The following is a 25850-nucleotide window of genomic DNA, read 5'->3' as shown; positions in this document are numbered from 1 at the left end:
CTACGTCATGGACGGCGGCTGCGTCATGGGCGGCCGAGTTCGCTGTCGATGAAGTCGAAGAGCTCGTCGTCGGTGGAGCCCATGCGGTCCTCGACGGCGTCCGCTTCGGGGCCGGTGTCCGGGCGTAGCGTCTCCAGGAGGTCCTGGAGACGGGCCGTGAGCGCGGTGCGTGCGCCGTCGTCGTGTACGGCGTCGCGCATCGCGGTCTCCAGGCGGTCGAGTTCGGCGAGGACCGCGGGGGCGGGCCCGGCCGTGCCGTCCTCGGGGGCGATCTCCTCGGCGAGGTGGCGGGCGACGGCGGCGGCCGTGGGGTGGTCGAAGAGGAGGGTCGCGGGCAGGTGCAGGCCGGTGGCGGACCGCAGCCGGTTGCGCAGCTCGACCGCGGTCAGCGAGTCGAACCCAAGGTCGAGCAGGGGCAGTTCGGGGCCGACGGCCGCCGGGTCGGGGAAGCCGAGGACCAGTGCGGCGTGGGTACGGACCAGGTCGACGAGGGTCCGCTCGCGCTGGGCCGGGGGCAGTCCTGTCAGGCGCTGCCGGAGCGCGTCCGCGGCGTCGGGGCCCGGTCCTTCGCCCGCCGCGGCGCGGCGTACGGGGGTGCGGACGAGTCCGCGCAGGAAGGCGGGCACTCCGCCCGCGGCGGCCTGTTCCGCGAGGGCGCCGGTGTCGAGGCGCAGCGGCATGAGCGCGGGCGCGTCCAGGCCGGTGGCCGTGTCGAAGAGGGCGATGCCTTCGGCGGGTGCGAAGGCGACGATGCCGCCGCGTGCGATGCGGGCGAGGTCGGCCTCGCCGAGGTGTCCGGTCATGCCGCCGCCGGTGGCCCACAGGCCCCAGGCCAGTGAGGTGCCGGGCAGGCCGCGGGCGCGCCGCCGGTGGGCGAGGGCGTCCAGGAAGGCGTTGGCGGCCGCGTAGTTGGCCTGACCCATGCCGCCGAAGAAACCGGCGATGGAGGAGAACACGACGAACGCGGTGAGGTCATGACCCGCGGTCAGCTCGTGCAGGTTGACGGCGGCGTCGACCTTGGGGCGCAGCACGTGGTGGAGCTGCTCGGGCGTCATGTCGGCGACCACACCGTCGTCGATGACGCCCGCGGTGTGCACGACTGCGCGCAGCGGATGGACCAGGCCGTCGAGGAGCTTTTCCAGGGCTTCCCGGTCGGCGGCGTCGCAGGCGACGATCTCGGCTTCGGCGCCCAACGCGGCGAGTTCGTCGAGGAGTTCACCCGCGCCGTCGGCGGCGGGTCCGCTGCGGCTGGTGAGCAGCAGGTGCCGTACGCCGTGCTCGCCCGCGAGGTGGCGGGCGACCAGGGCGCCGATGGAGCCGGTGCCGCCGGTGATCAGGACGGTGCCGTCGGGGTCCCAGAGGGCTTCGGCCGTGGGCAGGGAGCCGGGGACGCGGGCCAGGCGGGCGATGTGGAGCTGCCCGGTGCGCAGGGCGAGTTGGGGCTCGCCGGTGGCGAGCGCCGTGCCGAGTGCCGCGGTCAGGGCGGCGCGGGAGGCCGCGTCGCCGTCGGTGTCGAGGAGCACGAACCGGTCGGGGTTCTCGGTCTGCGCGGAGCGGACCAGGCCCCACACGGCGGCGTGCGCCGGGTCGGGCACGTCGTCGCCGGGGGCCACGGGGACGCCGCCCTCGGTGACGAGGGCCAGCCGCGCCTCCGCGAACCGCTCGTCGGCGAGCCAGCCCTGCACCAACTCCAGGACCTGGGCGACGAGTTCGTGTACGGACGTGACCGGGTCGCCGCTGCCCGTGCCCGGCAGGGCGGTCACCACCATGCCGGGCATCTCGGCGCCCGCGTCGATCGCCGCGCCCAGTGCGGCGAGGTCGGCGAAGTCGCTCCCGAGGACGGCCAGGGACTCGGGCCCGTCCGTGACGTTCGCGGCGACGGGCCACTCCAGACGGAACATGTCCTCGTACGCGCCCGTGCCGGACCCGGCCCCCGCGCGGGACTCCTGGACGCGCTCGGCCGTCACCGGCCTGAGCACCAGGGAACGGGCGGAGGCGACGGGGGCTCCGGTCGGGTCGGAGACCGTCAGGGCGACGGCATCGCGCCCCGTGGGCGTCATGCGCAGCCGCAGGGCCGCCGCGCCCGAAGCGTGCAGCCGTACGCCGCTCCAGGAGAACGGCAGCCAGCCCTGGTCGCTGCCTTCGAGCACGCCGAAGGCCAGCGAGTGCAGCACGCTGTCGAGGAGCGCAGGGTGGAGACCGTAGCGGCCGGCGTCCGGCTGCTGTTCCTCGGGCAGGCGTGCCTCCGCGTAGATGTCGGCGCCGAGGCGCCAGGCGGTGCGCAGGCCCTGGAAGGCGGGCCCGTAGGCGAAGCCGCCGTCGGCGAGGCGCTCGTAGAGGTCGTCGACGTCCAGGGGTTCGGCTCCGGGGGGCGGCCATGCCGTGAGGTCGTCGGCCTTCGCCGGCGCGCCGGCGCCGAGGTGGCCGCTCGCGTGCCGGGTCCAGGGCTCGTCGGGCCCGGCGTGTTCGGGCCTGGCGTGTACGGCGAAGGCCCGGCCGCCGGTCGCGTCAGGCGGCTGGACGGTGAGCTGGAGGGTGACGGCGCCCTGCTCGGGCAGGGTCAGGGGTGCTTCCAGGGTGAGTTCGTCGACCTCCGCGCAGCCGGCCTGGTCGCCCGCGTGGACGGCGAGTTCGAGGAAGGCCGTGGCGGGGAAGAGGGCGCCGCCGTGGACGGCGTGGTCGGCGAGCCAGGGGTGGGCGGCCACGGACAGCCGGCCGGTGAACAGGAACCCTCCGGTGTCGGCCAGCGGGGAGCCCGCGCCGAGCAGCGGATGCGTGGACGGCAGGAGGCCCGCCGCGGGCATGTCGCCCGCGGCTTGGGTGGGCGGCAGCCAGTAGCGGGAGCGCTGGAAGGCGTACGTGGGCAGCGCCACGTGTCCGTCGGGCACATCGGCGAACAGCGGCGTCCAGTCGACGGCGACGCCGTGGACGTGCAGGCGGGCCAGGGCGGCGGTCAGCGCGGCGGGTTCCGGCGTGTCCTTGCGCAGCAGCGCCACCGAGGCGACACCGGCGGCTCCGCCGACAGCCCCGGCAGCCCCGGCAGCCCCGTCGGCACCGTCGGCGCCTTGGGAAGCTCCGGTCAGGCAGTCCTGGCTGAGCGCGGCCAGGGCGCCGTCGGGGCCGAGGTCCACCAGGGCGGTGGCGCCCTCGGCTTCCAGGGCGCGTACGACGTCGTGGAAGCGGACGGTGGAGCGGACGTGGCGGACCCAGTGGCCGGGGTCGCGGAGTTCGTCGGCGGTGGCGAGGGCGCCCGTGAGGTCGGAGACGACGGGGATGCGCGGCTCGTGGTAGGTGACCCGTTCGGCGACGGCCCGGAAGTCGGCCAGCATGCCGTCCATGCGCGGGGAGTGGAAGGCGTGGCTGACCGTGAGCCGCCGGGTCTTGGCGCCCTTCTCGCGCCAGTGTGCGGCGATCTCCTCGACGGCCGCGGCGTCGCCGGACAGGACGGTGGCGGCGGGCCCGTTGACGGCAGCGACCGCGATCTCACTCTCCCTGCCCGCCAGTTGGGGCAGCAGCTCCGCCTCGGGCACGGTGAGCGCGACCATCGCGCCGCCCTCGGGCATGGCCTGCATCAGACGGCCGCGCGCGGTCACGAGGGCGGCCGCGTCGGGCAGCGAGAGCACCCCGGCGACGTGCGCGGCGGCCAGCTGTCCCACGGAGTGCCCGGTGACGAGGTCGGGCCGTACTCCGTACGACTCGACGAGCCGGTGGAGTGCGACGCCGAGCGCGAACAGGGCGGGCTGGGTGTAGGCCGTGGTGTCGAGCAGCGCCGCGTCGTCACTGCCCGCCACGGCGTGGACGATGTCGCGCAGCGGCCGGTCCAGGAGCGGGTCGAGCTCCGCGCACACCGCGTCGAAGGCGTCGGCGAACACCGTGGAGCTTTCGAGGAGCCGGGCGCCCATGCCGAGGCGTTGGCTGCCCTGCCCCGGGAACAGGAAGGCGGTCTTGCCGACCCGTCCGGCGGCGCCCGTGATCACGTCGGGTGAGGCGGTGCCGTCGGCGAGCGCGGTCAGGGCGGCCGTCAGCGCGTCCCGGTCGGTGCCGACGAGGACGGCCCGGTGCTCGAAGGAGCTGCGGCCGGTGGCCAGGGCCTTGCCGATGGCGTCGGCGTGGGGCGACGGATCGGCGGTGACGCGGTCGAGGAGCCGACGGGCCTGGGCGCGCAGCGCCTCCTCGCCCCGGGCGGAAAGCAGCCAGGGCCGGACGGACGCGCCCGACGGTACTTCGGCGGGCGTCGGGGGCTCGGGGACGTGTTCCAGGATGGTGTGGGCGTTGGTGCCGCTGACGCCGAAGGACGACACGGCGGCGCGGCGCGGCCGGTCCCCGTCGGGCCAGGCGGTGTTCTCGGTGAGCACCCGCACATGGCCCGCGGACCAGTCCACGTACGGCGTCGGCTCGTCGACGTGGAGGGTCGCCGGGAGCGTGCCGTGCCGCATGGCGAGGACCATTTTGATGATTCCTGCGATGCCCGCGGCGGCCTGGCTGTGACCGATGTTGGACTTCGACGAGCCGACGAGCAGGGGCCGTTCGGCGGGGCGCTCCTGTCCGTACGTGGCGAGGAGGGCCTGCGCCTCGATGGGGTCGCCGAGCTTCGTGCCGGTGCCGTGGGCCTCCACGGCGTCGACGTCTCCGGGCGCGAGGCCCGCCCCTGCGAGTGCCTGGCGGATGACGCGTTGCTGGGAGGGCCCGTTCGGGGCGGTGAGGCCGTTGCTCGCGCCGTCCTGGTTGACGGCGGAGCCCCGTACGAGTGCGAGGACCGGGTGGCCGTTGCGGCGGGCGTCCGACAGGCGCTCCAGGAGCACCATGCCCGCGCCCTCGGCCCACGCGGTGCCGTCGGCGGCGGCCGCGAACGGCTTGCACCGGCCGTCGGCGGCGAGGCCGCGCTGGCGGCTGAACTCGACGAACGCGCCCGGCGTCGCCATCACGGTGACGCCGCCCGCGAGCGCCAGTGAGCACTCGCCGCCGCGCAGCGCCTGCGCCGCCATGTGGACGGCGACCAGGGAGGACGAGCAGGCCGTGTCGACGGTCACGGCCGGGCCTTCCAGGCCGAAGGTGTAGGCGATGCGGCCGGAGGCGACGCTGCCCGCGCTGCCGATGCCGAGGTAGCCCTCGAACTCCTCGGACGGCTCGGTGACGCGGGAGCCGTAGTCGCGGTAGCTGGAGCCGACGAAGACGCCGCCGTCGCTGCCCTTGACGGTCCGCGGGTCGATGCCCGCCCGTTCGAGCGCCTCCCAGGCGGTTTCCAGCAGGAGGCGTTGCTGCGGGTCGACGGCGAGGGTCTCGCGGGGCGACATGCCGAAGAAGGCGGGGTCGAAGTGGTCGGCGTCGTAGAGGAATCCGCCCTCGCGGGCGTAGGTGCGGCCGACCTTCTCCGGGTCGGGGTCGTAGAGGCCCGCCAGGTCCCAGCCGCGGTCGGTGGGGAATCCGGAGATGGCGTCGGTGCCGTCGGCCAGGAGCTGCCAGAACTCCTCGGGGCTGGTGACGCCGCCGGGGAAGCGGCAGCTCATCGCGACGATCGCGACGGGGTCGTCGTCCAGGCCGGCGCGGGCCACGGAAGCAGTCTCGGCGGTGGGCTCGGCGGCGGGCTTCGGCGCGCCGGGCAGTTCCGCGAGCAGGTGCTCGACGAGCGCGGCGGTGGTCGGGTGGTCGAAGACGAGGGTGACGGGAAGGCGCAGGCCGGTGGCCTCGGCGAGGCGGTTGCGGAGCTCGACGGCGGTCAGCGAGTCGAAGCCGAGGTCCTTGAACGCCCGCTCCGGTTCGATCGCGGCGGGGTCGTCGTGGCCGAGGACGTCGGCGGCGCACGACCGCACCAGGCCGGCCAGCTTCTCGCCGCGTTCGGCCCCGGAAAGGCCGGCGAGGCGGGCGGCGAGACCGTCCTCTCCTCCGTCGGCCGCCGCCGCGTTCTCGGCGAGGGCGTGGCGCACCTCGGGGAGGTCGCCGAGGAGGGCGCTGGGGCGCAGCGCGGTGTAGGCGCGGACGAACCGGTCCCAGGCGAAGTCGGAGACGATCAGGCGGGTCTCGTCGTCGTCCAGGGCCTGCCACAGGGCGTCGACTGCGAGCTCGGGGTCCATGGCGGGCAGGCCGTTGCGGACGAGGCGTTCGCTGGTGGCGCCCGCGGCCAGGCTGGCGCCGCCCCACAGGCCCCAGGCCACGGAGGTGGCGGGCAGGCCGTGGTCGCGGCGGGTCTGCGCGAGGGCGTCGAGGAAGGCGTTGGCGGCGGCGTAGCTGCCCTGCCCGGTGCCGCCGAGCGTCCCGGCGAGCGAGGAGAACAGCACGAAGGCCGTCAGGTCCGCGCCCCGGGCCCGGGTGAGCTCGTCGAGGTGGAGTGCGGCGTCCGTCTTGGGGCGCAGCACTCCGGCGGTGCGCTCGGGGGTGAGGGTGTCGAGGACGCCGTCGTCCAGGACGCCCGCGGCGTGGAACACGGCGCGCAGCGGCCGCTCCGCCGGGATGCCGGCGAGAAGCCGTGCGAGGTCGTCGCGGTCGGCGACGTCACAGGCGGCGATGGTGAACTCGGCTCCCAGCTCTGTGAGTTCGGAGGCGAGTGCTTCGGCGCCGGGGGCGTCCGGGCCGCCGCGGCTGGTGAGCAGCAGGTGCGCGGTGCCGCTGTGGGCGAGCCTGCGGGCGATGCGGGCGCCGAGCCCGCCCGTGGCGCCGGTGACGAGGACGGTGCCGTCGGGCGTCCAGCCCGTGCCGACGGGTTCGCGCCGCGGTTCGGCGTGGGCGAGGCGCCTGCCGAAGACCCCGGAGGCGCGCACGGCGAGCTGGTCCTCGCCGTCCGGGTGGGCGAGGAGGGCGGCGAGCCTGCCGCGGGCCCGCTCGTCGAGCCGCTCGGGCAGGTCGACGAGGCCGCCCCAGCGCTCGGGGTACTCGACGGCGGCGACCCCGCCGAGGCCCCACAGCAGGGCCTGGAGGGGTGCGCCGAGCCGGTCGGAGCGGCCCACGGCGACCGCGCCCCGGGTCGCGCACCACAGGGGCGCCCGCACGTCGGCGTCGCCGAGCGTCTGGAGCAGCGCGGTGGTGAGGGCCAGGCCGGTGGGCAGGGCGGTCCCCTCGGCGTACGGGGACTCGGCGAGGGCCAGCAGGGAGAGCACGCCGTCGGCCGGAGACTCCTCGGCGAGCGCGCGCAGGCGGCCGGCGAGCGGTCGCCGCCCGTCTTCCCCGGCGTCCTCGGCGCCGAGTTCCACCAGGACGGGGTGTGCGCCGTGCTCGCGCAGGGCCTGCGCGCAGGCCGTCACGGCCGGAGACTCGGCGCCACCTTCGGGCACCGCGAGCCACCACGTTCCCGCGAGGTCCGAACCACCTTCCTGCGCAAGGGCCTTGAAGGTGACGCGGTGGCGCCAGGAGTCCAGCGTGGAGCGTCCCCGGCGGCCGCGCAGCCAGTCGGACAGGGCGGGCGTCACGGTGGTCATGGCGGCCCGTACGTCGTCGTCCTCGATGCGCAGGTGGGCGGCGAGGGCGTCCGGGTCCTGCCCGGTCACCGCGTCCCAGAAGCCCTGGTCGACGGGGTCGGTGCCGCCCCCGACCTCACTGCGGGACGAGGGCTCCATCCAGTAGTGGCGGCGCTGGAAGGCGTACGTGGGCAGCTCGCAGCGGCGGGCCCCGGTGCCGTCGAACACGGCGTCCCAGTCCACCGGGTGGCCGAGGACGTGGAGTTCGGCGAGCGAGGTGAGCACGCGGGCGCGGCCGCCCTCGCCGCGGTGCAGGGTGCCCACGACGCCCCCGGTGCCGCCCGCCGTCTCCAGGGCCTCCTGGAGCCATACGGTCAGCGCCGGGTGGGTGCTGGTCTCGACGAACAGGCGGTGCCCGTCGGCGACGAGGGCGTCCACGGCCCGGCGGAAGGCGACGGGTTCGCGCAGGTTGCGGTACCAGTACGCGGCGTCCAGGCCGGAGGTGTCGAGCGCGCCGCCGGTCACGGTCGAGTAGAAGGGCACGCGGGACGGGCACGGGGTGATCCCGGCGAGCAGGGTGCGCAGTTCGTCGTGGATCTCGTCGACCTGCGGCGAGTGCCCGGCGAAGTCGACGCCGGGGATGGGCCAGCACAGCACGCCGTCGTCGGCGAGCGCGCCGTGCAGCTCGTCGAGGGCGGCGGGATCGCCCGAGACGGTCACCGTCGTGGGGCCGTTGACGGCGGCGACGTCGAGCCGGTCCGCCCAGGGCGCGAGGCGGGCCTCGACCTGCTCCACGGGCAGCGGGATGTAGAGCATGCCGCCCCGGCCGGTCAGCGCGACCAGCGCCTTGCTGCGCAGGGCGACGACGCGGGCGGCGTCCTCCAGGGACAGCGCCCCGGCCACACAGGCAGCCGCGATCTCCCCCTGCGAATGCCCCACCACAGCAGCCGGCTCCACCCCGTACGACCGCCACACCTCCGCCAACGACACCATCACCGCGAACAACACCGGCTGCACCACATCAACACGGTCAAGCGACGGCGCACCAGGAACCCCACGCAGCACGTCGATCAGCGACCAGTCCGTATACGCATCGAGAGCCTCACCGCACTCGGCGATACGAGCCGCGAACACCGGCGAGGACTCCAGGAGTTCACGAGCCATCCCCGGCCACTGCGACCCCTGACCCGGAAAGACGAACACCGCGCGGCTGTCCTGTGCGGCGGTGCCGCGCACGGCGTCGGGGCCGGTGCGGCCGTCGACGAGGGTGTCGAGCGCGGCGAGGAGGGTGTCCCGGCCGGAGCCGACCACGGCGGCGCGGTGCTCGAAGGCGGTGCGCGTGGTGGCCAGGGAGTGCCCGATGTCGGCGGGGCGCAGGCCGGGCCGGTCGGCGACGTGGGCGCGCAGCCGTACGGCCTGCTCGTGGAGGGCTTCGGGGGTGCGCGCGGAGAGGACCCACGGCACGTCCAACTCCACGTCCGGCATAGCAACTTCCGCCTCGGCGGGCGGCTGTTCGACGATGACGTGGGCGTTGGTGCCGCTCAGCCCGAAGGAGGAGATTCCGGCACGTCGCGGGTGCCCGTTCGCAGGCCAGGGCGCGGCCTCGGTGAGCAGCGAGACGGCTCCGGCGGACCAGTCGACGTTCGGGGAGGGCGCATCCACGTGCAGGGTCGCCGGGAGCACCTCGTGGCGCATCGCCAGGATCATCTTCATGATGCCGGCGACGCCGGCGGCGGCCTGGCTGTGCCCGATGTTGGACTTCAACGAGCCCAGGTGGAGGGGCGTTTCGCGGTCCTGCCCGTACGTGGCGAGGATGGCCTGCGCCTCGATGGGGTCGCCGAGTGTGGTGCCGGTGCCGTGGGCCTCCACGGCGTCGACGTCTGCGGCGGTGAGACCGGCGTCGGCGAGGGCTTCATTGATCACGCGCTGTTGGGCGAGGCCGCTGGGAGCGGTCAGTCCGTTGCTCGCGCCGTCCTGGTTGACGGCGGAGCCGCGCAGCACGGCGAGCACGGGGTGTCCGTTGCGGCGGGCGTCGCTGAGCCGCTCCAGGAGCAGCAGGCCGACGCCCTCCGCCATGCCGAAGCCGTCGGCGGACGCCGCGAAGGACTTGCAGCGCCCGTCGGAGGCGAGCCCGCGCTGGCGGCTGAAGCCGGTGAAGGTGAGCGGTGAGCCGATCACGGTGGCGCCGCCCGCGAGCGCGAGGGCGCAGTCGCCGTTCCGCAGCGCCTGCGCGGCCATGTGGACGGCGACGAGCGAGGACGAGCAGGCCGTGTCCACGGTCACGGCCGGGCCCTCAAGGCCGAGGGTGTACGCGACGCGGCCGGACAGGACGCTGGTGGAGATGCCCGCGACGAAGAGCCCTTCGAGCTCCTCGGGGACGTCGTCCATGCTGCCGCCGTACCCCTGGTAGGCGGCGCCCGCGAAGACGCCGGTGCGGCTGCCGCGCAGGGTGCGCGGGTCGACGCCGGCCCGCTCCAGGGTCTCCCAGGAGGTCTCCAGGAGGAGCCGCTGCTGGGGGTCCATGGCGAGGGCCTCGCGCGGGGAGATCCCGAAGAAGCCCGCGTCGAAACGGCCCGCGTCGTACACGAAGCCGCCCGCCGCCGCGTAGCTGGTGCCGGGCCGGTCGGGGTCGGCGTCGTAGAGCGCGTCCAGGTTCCAGCCGCGGTCGGCGGGGAGTTCGGCGACCGCGTCGCGGCCTTCGGCGACGAGCCGCCACAGTTCGTCGGGGGTGGCGACGCCGCCCGGGTAGCGGCAGCTCATGGAGACGACGACGATCGGGTCGTCGTCGTCCGGGGCGGCGCGCACGACCGGGGCGGCGGCCACGGGGGCCCGGCCGCCCAGGAGTTCGGTGTGCAGGTGGCGGGCGAGGGCGCCGGGCGAGGAGTAGTCGAAGACGACGGTGACGGGCAGGCGCAGACCGGTCGCGGCGGTGAGCCGGTTGCGCATCTCGACGGCGGTGAGCGAGTCGAAGCCGAGGTCGCGGAAGGCGCGGTCGGGCGCGATGGAGTCGTCGGTGTCGTGGCCGAGCACGGCGGCGGCCTCGGTGCGCACGAGGTTGGTCAGGGCGCGTTCGCGCTCGGGTTCGCTCAGGTCGCGCAGCCGGTCGCGGAGGCTCCCGGTGGCCGGGGCCGTGTCGTCGTGGGCCGGGGCCGTGCCCGGCTCCAGGGCGGCGCGGGCCTCGGGGACGGAACCGATGAAGGGGCTCGGCCTGCTGGTCGTGAAGACCGTGGCGAACCGGTCCCAGTCGATGTCGGCGACCAGGGTGAGGGTCTCGTCGTGGTCGAGGACCTGCTTGAGGGCGGTGACGCAGGTGGCGGGCGGCATGAACACCACGCCCTGGGCGCGCAGTTGGTCCTCGGCGAGGTTCGCCGCCATGCCGCCGCCGTCCTCGGGGCTCCAGATGCCCCATACGACGGAGGTGGCGGTGAGACCGCGTGCCCTGCGGTTCTCGGCGAGCGCGTCGAGGTGGGCGTTGGCGGCGGCGTACGCGCCGTGGATCGCGCTGCCCCACACACCGGATATGGAGGAGAACAGCACGAAGGCGTCGAGCGTGTCCCGGTCGAACAGCGCGTCCAGGTGCGCCGCGCCGAGCGCCTTGGCGTGGAGGGTGTCGGCGAACTCGTCCAGGTCCGTCTCGTCGAGGGCGACGAGCGAGCCCCCGGCGGCGGCGTGCAGCACGGAGCGGATCTCACACCCGTCCGCCGTCAGGTCCGCGACGAGGGCGGCGAGGGCGTCCCGGTCGGTGATGTCGCAGGCGGCGACCGTGGCACGGGCACCCGACTCGGCGAGTTCGCGGATGAGTTCGTCGGCTCCGGGTGCTTCGGGGCCGCGGCGGCTGACGAGGACGAGATGCTCGGCGCCTTCGCGGGCGAGCCAGCGGGCGATGTACGCGCCGAGGCCGCCGGTGCCGCCGGTGATCAGTGTGGTGCCGCGCGGGGTCCAGGTGCGGCGCGGCGCGGCGTCGCCGAGCGGGGCGCGGACGAGCCTGCGGCCGTGCACGCCCGCGCCGCGCACGGCGAGCTGGTCCTCGGCACCGGATGCGGCGAGCACCGCGCACAGCCGGCCCGCGGCCCGCGCGTCGAGTTCCTGCGGCAGATCGACGAGACCACCCCAGCGGCGCGGGTGCTCCAGTGCGGCGCACCGGCCGAGGCCCCAGCTCACGTGCTGGGCGGGGCTGACGGCCGTGTCGGCGGGGCCGACGGCGACGGCGCCGCGCGTGGCCCACCACAGCGGCGCGTCGACGCCTGCGTCACCGAGTGCCTGGACGAGGGTGAGATTGAGGGCGGCGCCGACGGGTACCGCCGGACGGTCCGGGTGCGGTCGTTCGTCGGTGGCGAGGAGCGACAGGACGCCCGTGGGCTCGGCGCCCGCCAGGGAGTCGGTGAGCCGGGCGGCGAGCGGGCCGCGTTCGATGTCGGTCTCGTCGAGGACGACGGTGACCGTGGCGGCTCCGGCCTCCTCCAGAGCGCGTACGCAGCCGAGGGTCCACGCCTCCACGGCGGGCGGGGCGGCTGTGGCGGGCGTCAGGACGAGCCAGGTGCCGGACAGGCGGGCGGCGGCGGGCTCGGGCAGGGGCTGCCAGGTGGGCCGGTAGCGCCAGGACTCGACGGTGGCGAGTTCGGCGCGCCGCTCCCGCCAGGTGGCGAGCGCGGGCAGGACGGCGCTGAGCGGTTCGTCGGGACCGACGCCGAGGGTGGCGGTCAGCTCGGGCAGGTCGCCGGTGCGGACGGCCTCCCAGAAGCGGTCCTCCACGGGGTCGGCGGGCGCTCCCGCCGCGGTCGGCGTGGGCGGCGACTCCAGCCAGTACGGACGCCGGCGGAAGGCGTACGTGGGCAGTTCGGCCACCGCGTCGTGACCGGCGAATACCCGGGACCAGTCCGGGGAGAGGCCGCGGGTGTGGGCCTGGCCGAGGGCGAGCAGGAAGCGGTCCGGGCCGCCCTCGTCGCGGCGGAGCGTGCCGAGCACGGCGGCGGGCCGTTCCAGGCCCGCGGACTCGGCGGTCTGCTCCACGCCCACGGTGAGCACCGGGTGGGCGCTGGTCTCGACGAAGAAGCCGTAGCCCTGGTCGAGCAGGCCGCGGACGGCTTCTTCGAAGCGCACGGTCCGCCGCAGGTTGCGGTACCAGTACGCGGGGTCCAGGACCGTCGTGTCCGGCACCCAGTCGGCGTCGACCGTGGAGTAGAACGGCACCTCGCCGGCGCGCGGTGTGATGCCCGCGAGCACGGTGTGCAGCCGCTCCTCGATCTCCTCGACGTGCGCGGAGTGCGAGGCGTAGTCGACGGGGATGACGCGGGCCTGCACGTCCTGGGCGACGAGCGCGGCGACGACGCCCTCGACGGCCTCCGGGTCGCCCGAGAGGACCGTGGCCGAGGGCCCGTTGACGGCCGCGACGGACAGCCGCCCGGCCCACGGCTCCAGGTGCGGGCCGAGGCCCGCGGCGGGCAGCGGCACGGAAGCCATGCCACCGCGCCCCGCGATGTCCCCCAGCGCCCGGCTGCGCAGCGCGACGACCTTCGCCGCGTCGTCCAGGGACAGCGCGCCCGCCACACAGGCGGCGGCGATCTCCCCCTGGGAGTGCCCGACCACCGCGTCCGGCTCGATCCCGTACGAGCGCCACAGCTCCGCCAGCGACACCATCACCGCGAACAGCGCGGGCTGCACCACATCCACGCGCTCCAGGGACGGCGCGCCGTCCGAGCCGCGAAGCACCGCATCCAACGACCAGTCCACGTACGGCGAGAGGGCCCGCTCGCACGCAGCCATCCGGGCCGCGAACACCGGCTCCGCGTCGAGGAGGCCGACCGCCATGCCCGGCCACTGGGAGCCCTGCCCGGGGAAGACGAACACGGTCTTGCCGACCGGCCCGGTCGTCCCTCGCACCAGGCGCGGGGAGGGGGTGCCGGCGGCGAGCGCGGCGAGCCCCTCGACGAACCCGGCCCGGTCGTCCGCCACGACGGCGGCGCGGTGCTCGAAGGCGGAGCGCGTGGTCGCGAGGGCCCGGCCGACGGCGCCGTCCGTCACTGCCGGAGCGTCCGCTGCCGGAGCGTCCGCGGCCGGGGCCGGGGCCGCCGTGGCCTCGACGTGCGCGAGCAGGCGCGCGGCCTGGGCGGGCAGGGCGTCCGCGTCGCGGGCGGAGAGCACCCAGGGCAGGGGGCGGCGGCCTGGTGCGGCGTCCGGTACGCCGTCCTGCGGGGCCTCCTGCGGGGCCTCCTGCTCGATGTTCTGCTCGATGCTCTGCGCGATGTCCTCTTCGAGGACGAGGTGGGCGTTGGTGCCGCTCACGCCGAAGGCGGACACCGCGGCGCGGCGCGGCCGCCCCGGCGTGTCCCAGGGGCGGGGCTCGGTCAGGACGCGGACGGCGCCCTGCGACCAGTCGACGAACGGGGTCGGCTCGTCGGCGTGCAGGGTGCGGGGCAGCCGCCCGTGGCGCAGGGCCATGACCATCTTGATGACGCCGCCGACGCCGGCCGCGCCCGAGGTGTGGCCGATGTTGGACTTCAACGAGCCGATCCACAGCGGCTGTTCGGGGTCGCGCCGCTGCCCGTACGCGGCCAGCAGGGCCTGCGCCTCGATGGGGTCGCCGAGGCGGGTGCCCGTGCCGTGCGCCTCGACGGCGTCGACGTCGCCGGGCGTGAGCCGGGCGTCGGCGAGGGCATCGGCGATGACACGTTCCTGGGCCGGGCCGTTGGGCGCGGTGAGGCCGTTGCTCGCGCCGTCCTGGTTGACGGCGGAGCCGCGGACGACGGCGAGCACCCGGTGGCCGTTGCGGCGGGCGTCCGCGAGGCGCTCCAGGACGACGACTCCGGCGCCCTCGGACCAGCCGGTCCCGTCGGCGGAGGCCGTGAAGGCCTTGCAGCGCCCGTCCGCGGACAGGGCGCGCTGGCGGCTGAAGGCGACGAACGCGTCCGGTGTCGCCATCACCGCGACGCCGCCCGCGAGGGCGAGGGAGCACTCTCCCGCACGCAGCGAACGGACCGCGAGGTGCAGGGCGACCAGGGACGACGAGCAGGCGGTGTCGACACTGATCGCGGGGCCCTCGAGGCCGAGGGTGTAGGCGACGCGGCCCGAGACGACGCTGGCTGCCGTGCCGGTGTCGAGGAGTCCCTGCAGTTCGGGGACGTCCCGTGAGGCGCTGCCGTAGTCGTTGCGCATCGCGCCGATGAACACGCCGGTCCGGGTGGAGCGCAGCGCCGCCGGGTCGATGGCCGCGCGCTCGACGGCCTCCCAGGCGGTCTCCAGGACGAGGCGCTGCTGCGGGTCCATGGCGAGGGCCTCGCGCGGCGAGATCCCGAAGAAGCCCGGGTCGAAGTCGGCGGCGTCGTGCAGGAACCCTCCGTGGCGGGTGGCGGAGGTGCCGGGGTGGTCGGGGTCCGGGTGGTAGAGCGCCTCGGTGTCCCAGCCGCGGCCCGTGGGCCATTCGGTGATGGCGTCGGTGCCGCTGTCGACGAGGTCCCAGAGCCGCTCGGGGGTGTCGGCGCCGCCGGGGTAGCGGCAGCTCATGGCGACGATCGCGACGGGTTCGTGGCGGGCGTCCTCCGCCTCGCGCAGTCGCCGCCTGGTGTCCCCCAGGTCCGCGGTGGCACGCCTGAGGTATTCGAGGAGCTTGTCGTTGTCCGGCATGGGTGTCTCGCTTCTCCCTCAGGCGCCGTAATTGTTGTCGAGCAGTTCGAAGAGTTCGTCGGCGGTGGCGGTGGCCGTGTCGGCGCCATCAGCCCCGTCGGTGCCGCCGTTCTCCTGCGGCCTGCGGTCGTTCCAGGAGCGCAGCAGCTCCCGCAGGCGGTCGCCGATCTCGTCGGCGTCGGGTGTGTCCGTGCCCGCGGTGGCCAGCACGTCGGCGAGCCGGTCCAGTTGGGCGAGGACGGGCCGTTCCGGTTCGGCCGGTGCGGCGAGCCGTTCGTGGAGGTGGCCGGCGAGCGCGGCGGGCGTGGGGTGGTCGAAGACCGCGGTGGGCGGCAGCGGAACCCCCGTCGCCTCGCTGAGGCGGTTTCTGAACGTCATGGCGAGCATCGAGTCGAACCCCGCGTCGGAGAAGGGCCGTTCGGGCTCGACGGATGCGGTGCCGGAGTGTCCGAGCAGGGCGGCGGCGTGCACGACGACCAGGTCGAGGACGGTGCGGAGGCGGTCGGTGGCGTCCAACCGGGCCAGTTGTGCGGCGAGTTCGGCCGCGGGGTCGGTCTCGGGTGGCCCGGCCGCGGGCTCGGGGGCGGTGGCGGTGGCCGCGACGCCGGCGGACCGGCCCGGGGTGGGCAGCCAGTACCGCTCGTGCTGGAAGGCGTAGGTGGGCAGGGGGACGTGCGGGGCGGTGGGCGGGGGCAGCACGGCGGCCCAGTCCACGGTGGCGCCGTGCGTCCATGCCTCGGCGAGCGAGGCGAGGAGGCGGTCGGTGCCGCCGTCGTCGCGGCGTACGGTGCCGACGGCGGCTACTGGCAGGTGCGCCCGCTCGGCGGTGTCGGCGACCGCGGCGGTCAGCACCGGGTGCGGGCTCATCTCGACGAACAGGTCGTGCCCGGCGGCGAGCAGGGTCTCGGTGGCGCGCGCGAACTCGACCGGCTCGCGCAGGTTGCGGTACCAGTAGGCCGCGTCCAGTACGGCCCCGTCGACGACGTCACCGGTCACGGTGGAGTACAGCGGCACGTCAGGCGTGCGGGGCCGTACTCCGGCAAGGGCGGTGCGCAGCGTGTCGCCGACGTCGGTGACCTGGGCGGAGTGGGCGGCGTAGTCGACGGGGAGCCGCCGGGCCCGTACGGTCTCGCGTTCGCAGTCGGCGAGCAGCCCCTCCAGCGCGGCGGGCTCTCCCGCGACGACGACGGCCTGCGGGCCGTTGACCGCGGCGACGCCGATCCGCTCGTCGTACGGCAGCAGCATTTCCCGTACGCGTTCCTCTGGCGCGGCCAGGGAGACCATGCCGCCACGGCCCGCGAGGCTCAGGAGCTCCCGGCTGCGCAGGGCGACGACGCGGGCGGCGTCCTCCAGGGACAGCGCCCCGGCCACACAGGCAGCCGCGATCTCCCCCTGCGAATGCCCCACCACAGCAGCCGGCTCCACCCCGTACGACCGCCACACCTCCGCCAACGACACCATCACCGCGAACAACACCGGCTGCACCACATCAACACGGTCAAGCGACGGCGCACCAGGAACCCCACGCAGCACGTCGATCAGCGACCAGTCCGTATACGCATCGAGAGCCCCACCGCACTCGGCGATACGAGCCGCGAACACCGGCGAGCCATCCAGGAGTTCACGCGCCATCCCCGACCACTGCGACCCCTGGCCGGGAAAGACGAACACGGTCCGTGCCTCGCCCGCGCGGCCGGTGACGGCGCCGGGTGCGGGCGCCCCGTCCCCCAGCGCGGCGAGTGCGCCGAGGATCTCCTGCCGGGTGCGGCCGGTCACCGCGGCGCGGTGGCGGAACGCGGTGCGGGTGGTGGCGAGGGCGTGGGCGAGATCCGCGAGGGGCCGCTCGGGCGCCGCTTCGGCGTGCTCGCGCAGGCTGCGGGCCTGGGCGCGCAGGGCGGGTGCGGAGGCGGCGGACAGCGGCAGCGCCACGGCGTCGCCGCCGGCGATCGGCTCGGGTGCGGTGGACGCGACGGGCTCGGCGGGCCGGGCGGACGCTGCGGTCAACTCCGTGTCGTCCGGTGCCTGTTCGAGTACCGCGTGCGCGTTGGTGCCGCTCATGCCGAACGACGAGACTCCGGCGCGGCGCGGGCGCCCGGTGTCGTCCCACGGCCGCGCCTCGGTCAGCAGCCGTACCGCGCCCTTGGACCAGTCCACCTTGGTGGAGGGCGTGTCGACGTGGAGGGTGCGGGGCAGCAGGCCGTGGCGCAGGGCCATGACCGTCTTGATGACGCCCGCGACACCCGCGGCGGCCTGCGTGTGGCCGATGTTGGACTTCAGCGAACCGAGCCACAACGGCTGTTCCTCGGGGCGGTCCTGGCCGTGGACGGCGAGCAGGGCCTGTGCCTCGATGGGGTCGCCGAGGGTGGTGCCGGTGCCGTGCGCCTCGACCAGGTCGACGTCGCCGCCGGTCAGTCCGGCGGCGGCGAGCGCCCGGCGCAGGACGCGTTCCTGCGCGGGGCCGCTCGGGGCGGTGAGGCCGTTGCTTGCGCCGTCCTGGTTGACGGCGGAGCCGCGGACGACGGCGAGGACCGGGTGGCCCTGGCGGCGGGCCTCGGAGAGCCGCTCGACCACCACGACGCCGACGCCCTCTCCCCAGCCGGTGCCGTCGGCGGCGTCCGCGAAGGACCGGCAGCGGCCGTCGGGCGAGAGGCCGCGCTGGCGGCTGAACTCCACGAAGGCGTCGGGGGACGCCATGACGGCGGCGCCACCGACGAGCGCGAAGGAGCACTCCCCCGCGCGCAGCGCCTGCCCGGCCAGATGGAGCGCGACGAGCGAGGAGGAGCAGGCGGTCTCGACGGTGACGGCGGGGCCCTCGGTGCCGAGGGTGTAGGCGATGCGTCCGGAGGCGACGCTCGTGACCGTGCCGCTGAGCAGATGGCCCTCCACGTCGGCGGCCGGGTCCTGCGGCCCGGCGCCGTACCCCTGCCCGGCGACGCCCAGATAGACGCCGCCCTGGCTGCCGCGCAGCGACCCCGGGTCGAGGCCCGCGCGTTCGAGGGCCTCCCACGAGGTCTCCAGGAGGAGCCGCTGCTGCGGGTCCATGGCGAGCGCCTCGCGCGGCGAGATCCCGAAGAACTCGGCGTCGAAGTCGCCCGCCCCGTCGAGGAATCCGCCGCCGCTCGTGTAGAAGGTGCCCTCGCGCTCGGGGTCGGGGTCGTAGAGGGCGTCGAGCGGCCAGCCGCGGTCGTCGGGCAGCGGGCCGATCGTGTCCCGCTCCCCCACGACGAGGTCCCACAGGTCCTCGGGGCTGCGGACGCCTCCGGGGAAGCGGCAGGCCATGCCGATGACGGCCAGCGGCTCGTCGGCGGCGGCGGTGGCGGTGGCGGCGACGGGCGTGCCCGGCGCGGGTGCGGCGCCGAGCAGTTCGTCGTGCAGGCGGTCGCCGAGCGCGGTGGCCGTGGGGTGGTCGAAGACGGTGCTCGCGGGCAGCGTGAGACCGGTGGCGTCGGCGAGGCGGTTGCGCAGTTCGACGGCGGTGAGCGAGTCGAAACCGATGTCGTGGAAGGACCGCCCGGCGTCGACGGCGGCCGCCGAGTCGTGGCCGAGGACGGCGGCCGCCTCGGCGCGCACGAACTCGGTGAGCACGCGGTGCCGCTCGGCGTCGGACAGACCGGCGAGCCGCTCGCGCCAGCGGACGGCGGCATCGGACTCCGTTTCCCCTACCTCCTCCCCCGCCAACTCGGGCGCCGCCTCGGGAAGGTCGCTGAACAGAGCGCTCTCACGACCGGAGCGGAAGGCCGGCGCGAAGCGCGCCCAGTCCATGTCCGCGACAGCGATGCCGCTGTCGTCGCGCTCCAGGGCCCGCCACAGCGCGCCGAGCGCCGCCTCGGGCGCCATCGGGACCAGGCCGAGGCGGCGCAGCCCCGCGCCGGTCTCCCCCTGCGCCATGCCCGCCCCTGCCCACGGCCCCCAGGCCACACAGGTGGCGGCACGCCCCTGCGCGCGCCGCCGTTCGGCGACGGCTTCGAGGAGGGCGTTGGCGGCCGCGTACGTGCCCTGCCCCGCGCTCCCCCACGTGGCGGAGACCGACGAGAAGAGCACGAAGGCGTCCAGGTCGTCGCCGAGAAGCGCGTCGAGGTGGGCGGTTCCCCGCACCTTGGCCGCGGTCTCCTCGGCGAGCAGCGCGGGTGTGCAGTCGGCGATCCGGGTGTCGGAGGTGACACCGGCGGCGTGGAAGACGGCCCGTACGGTGTCGCCGTCGGCCGCGAGGCGGGCGAGGAGGTCCGCGAGGGCGGACCGGTCGGCGACATCGCAGGCCGCGACGGTGGTGCGCGTGCCCGACGCGGTGAGTTCCTGGACGAGTTCGGCGGCGCCGGGCGCCCGCGGACCTTGACGGCTCGTCAGGACGAGATGGTCGGCGCCGCCGCGGGCGAGCCGGCGGGCCACGTGGGCGCCGAGACCGCCGGTGCCGCCCGTGACGAGGACGGTGCCGCGTGCGGTCCACGCGGCCGTGCCCTGCTCAGGCGTACGGCGGCGGCCGGCGGCCTGCTCCCTGACCAGGCGGCGGCCGTGGAGGCCGTCCGCGCGGACGGCCACCTGGTCCTCGGCGCAGCCGCCGTCGTGGGCACGCACGGCTCCGGACAGCAGGGCGCACAGGCGCCTCAGAGCGGTTCCGTCGGGCTGTTCCGGCAGGTCCACGAGACCGCCCCAACGCTGCGGGTGTTCGAGTGCGGCGACCCTGCCGAGTCCCCACACCCGGGCCTGACCGGGGTGGTCCGGGCCGCGGCCGTCCACGGCGACGGCACCGGTGGTGACGCACCACAGCGGCGCGTCGGCGCCCGCGTCGCCGAGGGCCTGCACGAGCAGCAGGGTGGTCTCGGGCCCGGTGGAGGGGGCGAGCAGCGACAGCACGCCGCTCACGCCGGACGGTACGCGGGCCGCGAGCCCGGCGCGGTCGGCGCCGTCGGGGACAGCGAGTACGGAGACGTCGGCGCCGTGCCCGGCGAGCGCGCCCCGGCACGCCTCGGCGAGCGGCGCGCCGGCGGCCGTCTCGGGCACGACGAGCAGCCAGGTGCCAAAGAGCCGGGCGGAGGCCGGGTCGGGCAGGGAGCGCCAGGTGACGCGATAGGTCCGGGCGGCCGCCGCGTCGGCGGGGTCGGCGGTGCGGGCCGGGCGCGGCGCGGGCCAGTACCTGCGGCGCTGGAACGGGTAGGTGGGCAGGTCGAGTTGCGGTCCGCGGGCGGGGGTGCCCGCGGTCCAGTCGACGGGTACGCCGCGTACGTGCAGGGCGGCGAGGGCTCCGGTCAGCGACTCGGCTTCCGTGCGTCCTTCGCGGAGCAGCGGTACGGCGCGGCAGTCGTCCCCGGCGGTGCGGCACTCCTCGACGAGGCCGGACAGGACACCGGCCGGGCCGAGTTCGAGGCAGCTGGTGGTGGACTCGGCGAGCAGGGTGCGGGCTCCGTCGAGGAAGCGGACGGTGCCCCGGACGTGCCGCACCCAGTACTCGGGGTCGCACAGTTCGCCCGCGGTGGCGCGCTCGCCGGTGAGGTTGGAGACGACGGGGACGCGCGGCGGCTCGTACGTCATCCGCCGTGCCACGCCACGGAACTCGTCGAGCATCGCCTCCATGTGCGCCGAGTGGAAGGCGTGGCTGACGGTGAGTTCCTTGGTGCGGCGCCCCCGCGCCCGGAAGGCCCCGGCGAGGCGCAGGACGGGCGTGCGGTCACCGGACAGAACGGTGGAGCGCGGCCCGTTGACCGCGGCGATCGAAACACCGTCCATGTGGGCGACCGGCACGCTGTCCGCGTCGGCGTCCGACGCAGTGCCCTCTTCCGCGAGCAGCGCCCGTACCTCCTCTTCGTCGGCCTCCACGGCCACCATGGCGCCGCCGCCGGGCAGCGCGTCCATGAGGCGGCCGCGCGCGGCGACGAGTGCGCAGGCGTCCGGCAGATCGAGCACTCCGGCCACGTGGGCGGCGGCGAGCTCGCCGATGGAGTGCCCGAGCAGGACGTCCGGTCGTACACCCCAGTGCTCCAGTAGCCGGAACAGCGCCACCTGGAGGGCGAACAGCGCGGGCTGGGTGCAGCCGGTGCGGTCCAGGAGCTCGGCGTTCGCGGTGCCCGGGGCGGCGAACATGACGTCGCGCAGCGGCGCTCCGAGGTCCGGGGAGAGGTGCGGTGCCAGCTGGGTGAGGACGTCGTCGAGCGCGTCGGCGAAGGCCGGTTCGGTGCGGTAGAGCCCGGCGCCCGCGCCGGGCCGCTGGCTGCCCTGGCCGGGGAAGAGGAAGGCGGTCCTGCCGGGCACGGCCGCGTGGCCGGTGACGAGCCGCCCGGAGGACGCCCCGCCGGCCAGGGCGTCCAGGGCGGCGAGGACCGCGTCGGGGTCGTGGCCGAGGACGGCGGCGCGGTGGTCGAGCGCGGCGCGCCGGGTGGCGAGGGCGTGGGCCACGTCCGCGAGGTCGAGGGGGGCGGGTTCATCGGGATGTGTGCGCAGGTTTTCGTCGGGACGATGTGTGCGCAGGCCCTCGTCAAGCTGTGTCCGTACGAGATGCGTACGCAGCTGGGCGGCCTGGGCGCGCAGGGCCTCCGGGGTGCGGGCGGAGAGCAGCAGCGGCACGGCGACACCGGTGTCCGGCGCGGCGTCGTCCGTCGGGGCCGCGGCGGGCGGCGCCTGCTCCACGACAATGTGGGCGTTGGTGCCGCTGATGCCGAACGAGGAGACTCCGGCGCGCCGCGGCTCGTCCGTCTCCGGCCAGGGTGTGGGCCCGGTCAGCAGCCGTACGTCGCCGGCGGACCAGTCGATGTGCGGGTTCGGTTCGTCGGCGTGGAGCGTGCCGGGCAGTTCACCGGCGCCGAGGGCGAGCACCGTCTTCATGAGCCCGGCGACTCCGGCCGCGGCCTGGGTGTGCCCGATGTTGGACTTGACCGAGCCGAGCCACAGCGGCCGTTCGGCGGGGCGCCCCGCGTACACGGCCTGGAGCGCCTGCGCCTCGATGGGGTCGCCGAGCACGGTGCCCGTGCCGTGCGCCTCCACGGCGTCGACCTGGTGGGGGCGCAGGCCCGCGTCGGCGAGCGCGGCACGGATGACGGCCTGCTGGGAGGGCCCGTTCGGGGCGGTCAGGCCGTTGCTCGCGCCGTCCTGGTTGACGGCGGAGCCCCGGATCACGGCGAGCACACGGTGGCCGTTGCGGCGGGCGTCGCTCAGCCGCTCCAGGAGGAGCACCCCGGCGCCCTCGCCCCACGCGGTGCCATCGGCGCCCGCCCCGAACGCCTTGCACCGTCCGTCGCGGGCCAGGCCGCGCTGGCGGCTGAACTCGACGAACAGGCGGGGCGTGCTCATCACCGTGACGCCGCCCGCGAACGCCTGGTCGCAATCGCCGCGCCGCAGCGCCTGGGCGGCGAGGTGGACGGCGACCAGCGACGAGGAGCAGGCCGTGTCGACGGTGAGGGCGGGCCCTTCGAGTCCGAGGACGTAGGAGATGCGGCCGGACATCACGCTGGCCGTGTTGCCGGTGAGGAGGTGCCCTTCGGACACCTCGGGGTCGGCACCGGCGAGGCTCATGTAGTCCTGGCCGTTCGTGCCGACGAACACGCCGACACGGCGCCCGCGCAACGCGGCCGGGTCCTGCCCGGCGTGCTCCGCGGCCTCCCACGAGGTCTCCAGGAGGAGCCGCTGCTGCGGGTCCATGGCGAGCGCCTCGCGCGGCGAGATCCCGAAGAACTCGGCGTCGAAGTCGGCGGCGTCCGTGAGGAAAGCGCCCTGCGTGCAGTAGGTGGTGCCGGCCCTGTCCGGGTCGGGGTCGTAGAGACCGGCCGTGTCCCAGCCGCGGTCCTGGGGCCACTCCGTGACCGCGTCCCGGCCCTCGGCGAGCAGCCGCCACAGCTCGTCGGGCCGCCGTACGCCGCCGGGGAACCGGCAGCCCATGCCCACGACGGCGATGGGCTCGCCGTCGTGGGCGGCCGGGGCCGCGGACGCCGGGTGCAGGGCCGGAGTGTCGGCGGGCTCGCCGGACGTACCGAGTTCGCCCGGTTCGCCGAGTTCGCCCAGTCCGCCCAGTTCGCCCAGGAGGTGCTCGGCGAGGACGGCCGGGGTCGGCCGGTCGAAGAGCACGGTGGCGGGCAGCCGTACGCCGGTGGCGGCGGCCAGCCGGTTGCGCAGCTCGACGGCCGTCAGGGAGTCGAACCCCATGTCGGTGAAGGCCCGTTCGGGGTGCACGGCGTCGGGGACGGTGTGCCGCAGGACGGCCGCCGCGTGCGTACGGACGAGGTCGGTGACGAACCGGGCCCGTTCGGCGGCGGGCACGGCGGCGAGCTGCTCGCGGAACGCCCCCTCGGAGCCCTCGGCCCCGCCCGTCCTGCTCCCGCCACTGTCGTCGTCGCTCCCGGTCAGCCCGGCGAGCAGGGTGGCGGCGCGGGGCCCCGTCGTGTCGGCGAACCGCCGCCAGTCCGCGTCGGCGACGACGACCAGCGCGTCGTCCTCGGCGAGGGCGCGCCCGATGGCGGTGACGGCGGCCGCGGGGTCCATGGAGGGCAGACCGCGGTCCCGCAGCCGGCCCGCGACCCCGTCGGCGAGCATGCCCTCACCGGCGGCCCAGGCGCCCCAGGCGAGGGCGGTGCCGGGCAGCCCGGCGGCGCGCCGGGAGACGACGAGGGCCTCCAGCGCGGCGTTCGCAGCGGCGTAGTTGGCCTGCCCGGCGTTGCCCACGACTCCCATGACGGAGGTGAAGACGACGAAGGCCGAGAGGTCCAGGTGCGCGGTCGCCTCGTGCAGGACTTCGGCAGCGGTCACCTTGGCCCGGAGTGACACGGCGAGCCGCGCGGGCGTGAGGGCGTCCAGCATGCCGTCGTCGAGGACGCCCGCCGCGTGCACGACCGCGGTCAGCGGGCGGTCCTGCGGCAGTGTTCCGAGGAGCGCCGCCACCTGCTCGGGGTCGGCGACGTCGCACGCCGCCACGGTCACGGCCGTGCCCGACTCCGCAAGACGGTCCCGCAGTTCGTCCGCGCCCGGCGCCCGCTGCCCGCGCCGGCCGACAAGGAGCAGATGCCCGGCGCCGCGCGCGGCCAGCCACCGTGCCACGTGGGCGCCGACGCCTCCGGTGCCACCGGTGACGAGGACCGTGCCAGTGCCGAACGCCTCACCGGGTACGGGCAGTTCACCGCGTACTGGCGCGGGCAGCAGCCGTCGCCCGTGAACGCCCGTCGACCTCACCGCGACCTGGTCCTCGTCGGTCACGGACGTCAGCACGGCGCACAGCCTCCGCAGCGTCCGTTCGTCCGGCTCGTGGGGCAGATCGGCCAACCCGCCCCAGCGGTCCGGGTGTTCGAGCGCGACACAGCGGCCGAGTCCCGCTACGGCCGCCTGCGCGGGAGCACCCGGCCGCTCCCCGGGTGCGACCACGGCGGCGCCGCGCGTCACGCACCACAGCGGCGCGTCGATCCCCGCGTCTCCGAGCGCCTGCACGAGCGCGAGGCTGAGCGCGAGCCCGCCCGGCAGCTCGGGGTGCTCGGGGTGCGGGCGTCGTTCGTCCGCGAGCAGCGAGAGGATTCCCGCCACGGGCTGTTCCCCGGCCGCGGAGCCGAGCGCGTCGGCCAGCGCGGCACGGCTCGCTCCCGGCCCTTCGGCGCGGACGACGGTGAGGTTGAGGCCGACGGCCAAGAGGCCACGTACGACGACGTCGGCAGCCCCCTCCGGAGCTCCCTCCTCCGGGACGCCCTCCTCCGGACACACGGCGAGCCAGCGCCCCGCCGGCGCCGACGCGGGCGGCAGGTCCAGCGGCTGCCAGCCCACGCGGTGCCGCCAGGAGTCGACGCGCCGCTCCCGCGTCCGTTCCGCACGCCAGACGGCCAGCGCGGGCAGCACTTCGTCCAGGGCCGCGGGCGTCACCCTCAATGTCTCGGCGAGACGCGCGGGCTCCGCACCGGCGAGCGCCTCCCACAGCCCGTCCGTCTCACCGTTCCCGTCGGACGTCCGCTCCGTGCTCGTGGCCTCCAGCCAGAACCGTTCGCGCTGGAAGGGGTAGGTGGGCAGTTCGGTACGGGTGGCTCCGGTGCCCTCGAAGACGGGAGACCAGTCCACCGCGATACCGTGTGCGTGGGCCTGCCCCAGAGCGAGCAGCATCCGCTGGAGCCCGCCCTCGTCCCGGCGCAGCGTGCCCAGGACCACACCGCTCGCCCCGGCCGCCTCCAGCGTCTCCTCGACCGCCATGGCCAGCACCGGATGCGGACTGACCTCGATGAAAGCGCCGAAGCCCTCACCCGCCAGGGCCCGCACGGCCGCCTCGAACCCGACCGTGCGACGCAGGTTCGTGTACCAGTACCCGGCACCCATCACCGAGGTGTCCAGCCACTCCCCCGTGACGGTCGAGAACAGCGGCACGTCACCGCGGACCGGCGAGACGCCGTCCAGAGCCTCCCTCAACTCCCCGTCGATACGCTCCACATGGGCCGAGTGCGAGGCGTAGTCCACGTCGATCCGCCGCGCCCGCACCCCGTCCGCCTCGCAGGACACGAGCAGCTCGTCCAAGGCATCCGTGTCTCCGGAGACCACCACCGCCGAGGGACCGTTGACCGCCGCGACCGACAGGCGTCCGCCCCAGGCCGCGATGGTCTCTTCGGCACGCTCCGACGACATGGCCAGCGACACCATCCCGCCGCGCCCGGCGAGGCGCACGATGGCCCGGCTGCGCAGGGCGACGACCTTCGCCCCGTCGGCCAGAGACAGCGCGCCGGCCACGGTCGCCGCCGCGATCTCGCCCTGCGAATGCCCCACCACCGCGTCCGGCACGACACCGTACGAACGCCACAGCCGTGCCAGCGACACCATCACCGCGAACAGCACCGGCTGCACGACATCCACCCGCTCGAGCCCGTCGCCCGAGCGCACCACGTCCAGCAGCGACCACTC

The 25850-nt window shown here is 75.6% G+C and carries 2 protein-coding genes; both read right to left on the bottom strand.

Annotation, left to right across the window (positions count from 1 at the left end; all coding sequences use genetic code 11):
* Positions 1-23: 23 nt before the first annotated feature.
* Positions 24-15008, bottom strand: coding sequence for a type I polyketide synthase (locus tag AB0N81_RS41025; RefSeq protein ID WP_365367874.1), 14985 nt, complete (start codon positions 15006-15008; stop codon positions 24-26).
* An 18-nt stretch (positions 15009-15026) separates the two neighbouring features.
* On the bottom strand, positions 15027-25832 hold the full coding sequence (locus tag AB0N81_RS41020; RefSeq protein ID WP_365367872.1) for an SDR family NAD(P)-dependent oxidoreductase: 10806 nt from the start codon (positions 25830-25832) through the stop codon (positions 15027-15029).
* Between the last annotated feature and the right edge of the window lie 18 nt (positions 25833-25850).

The sequence above is a fragment of the Streptomyces sp. NPDC093510 genome, from assembly GCF_040683555.1.
Classification (GTDB): Bacteria; Actinomycetota; Actinomycetes; order Streptomycetales; family Streptomycetaceae; genus Streptomyces.
The sequence above is the reverse complement of the archived record's forward strand: the minus strand, read 5'-3'. Positions and strand labels throughout refer to the sequence as shown.

Bases quoted from the DNA above. Each gene is read 5' to 3' on its own strand.
- AB0N81_RS41025 (WP_365367874.1), bottom strand. From the start codon at position 15,008: ATGCCGGACAACGACAAGCTCCTCGAATACCTCAGGCGTGCCACCGCG.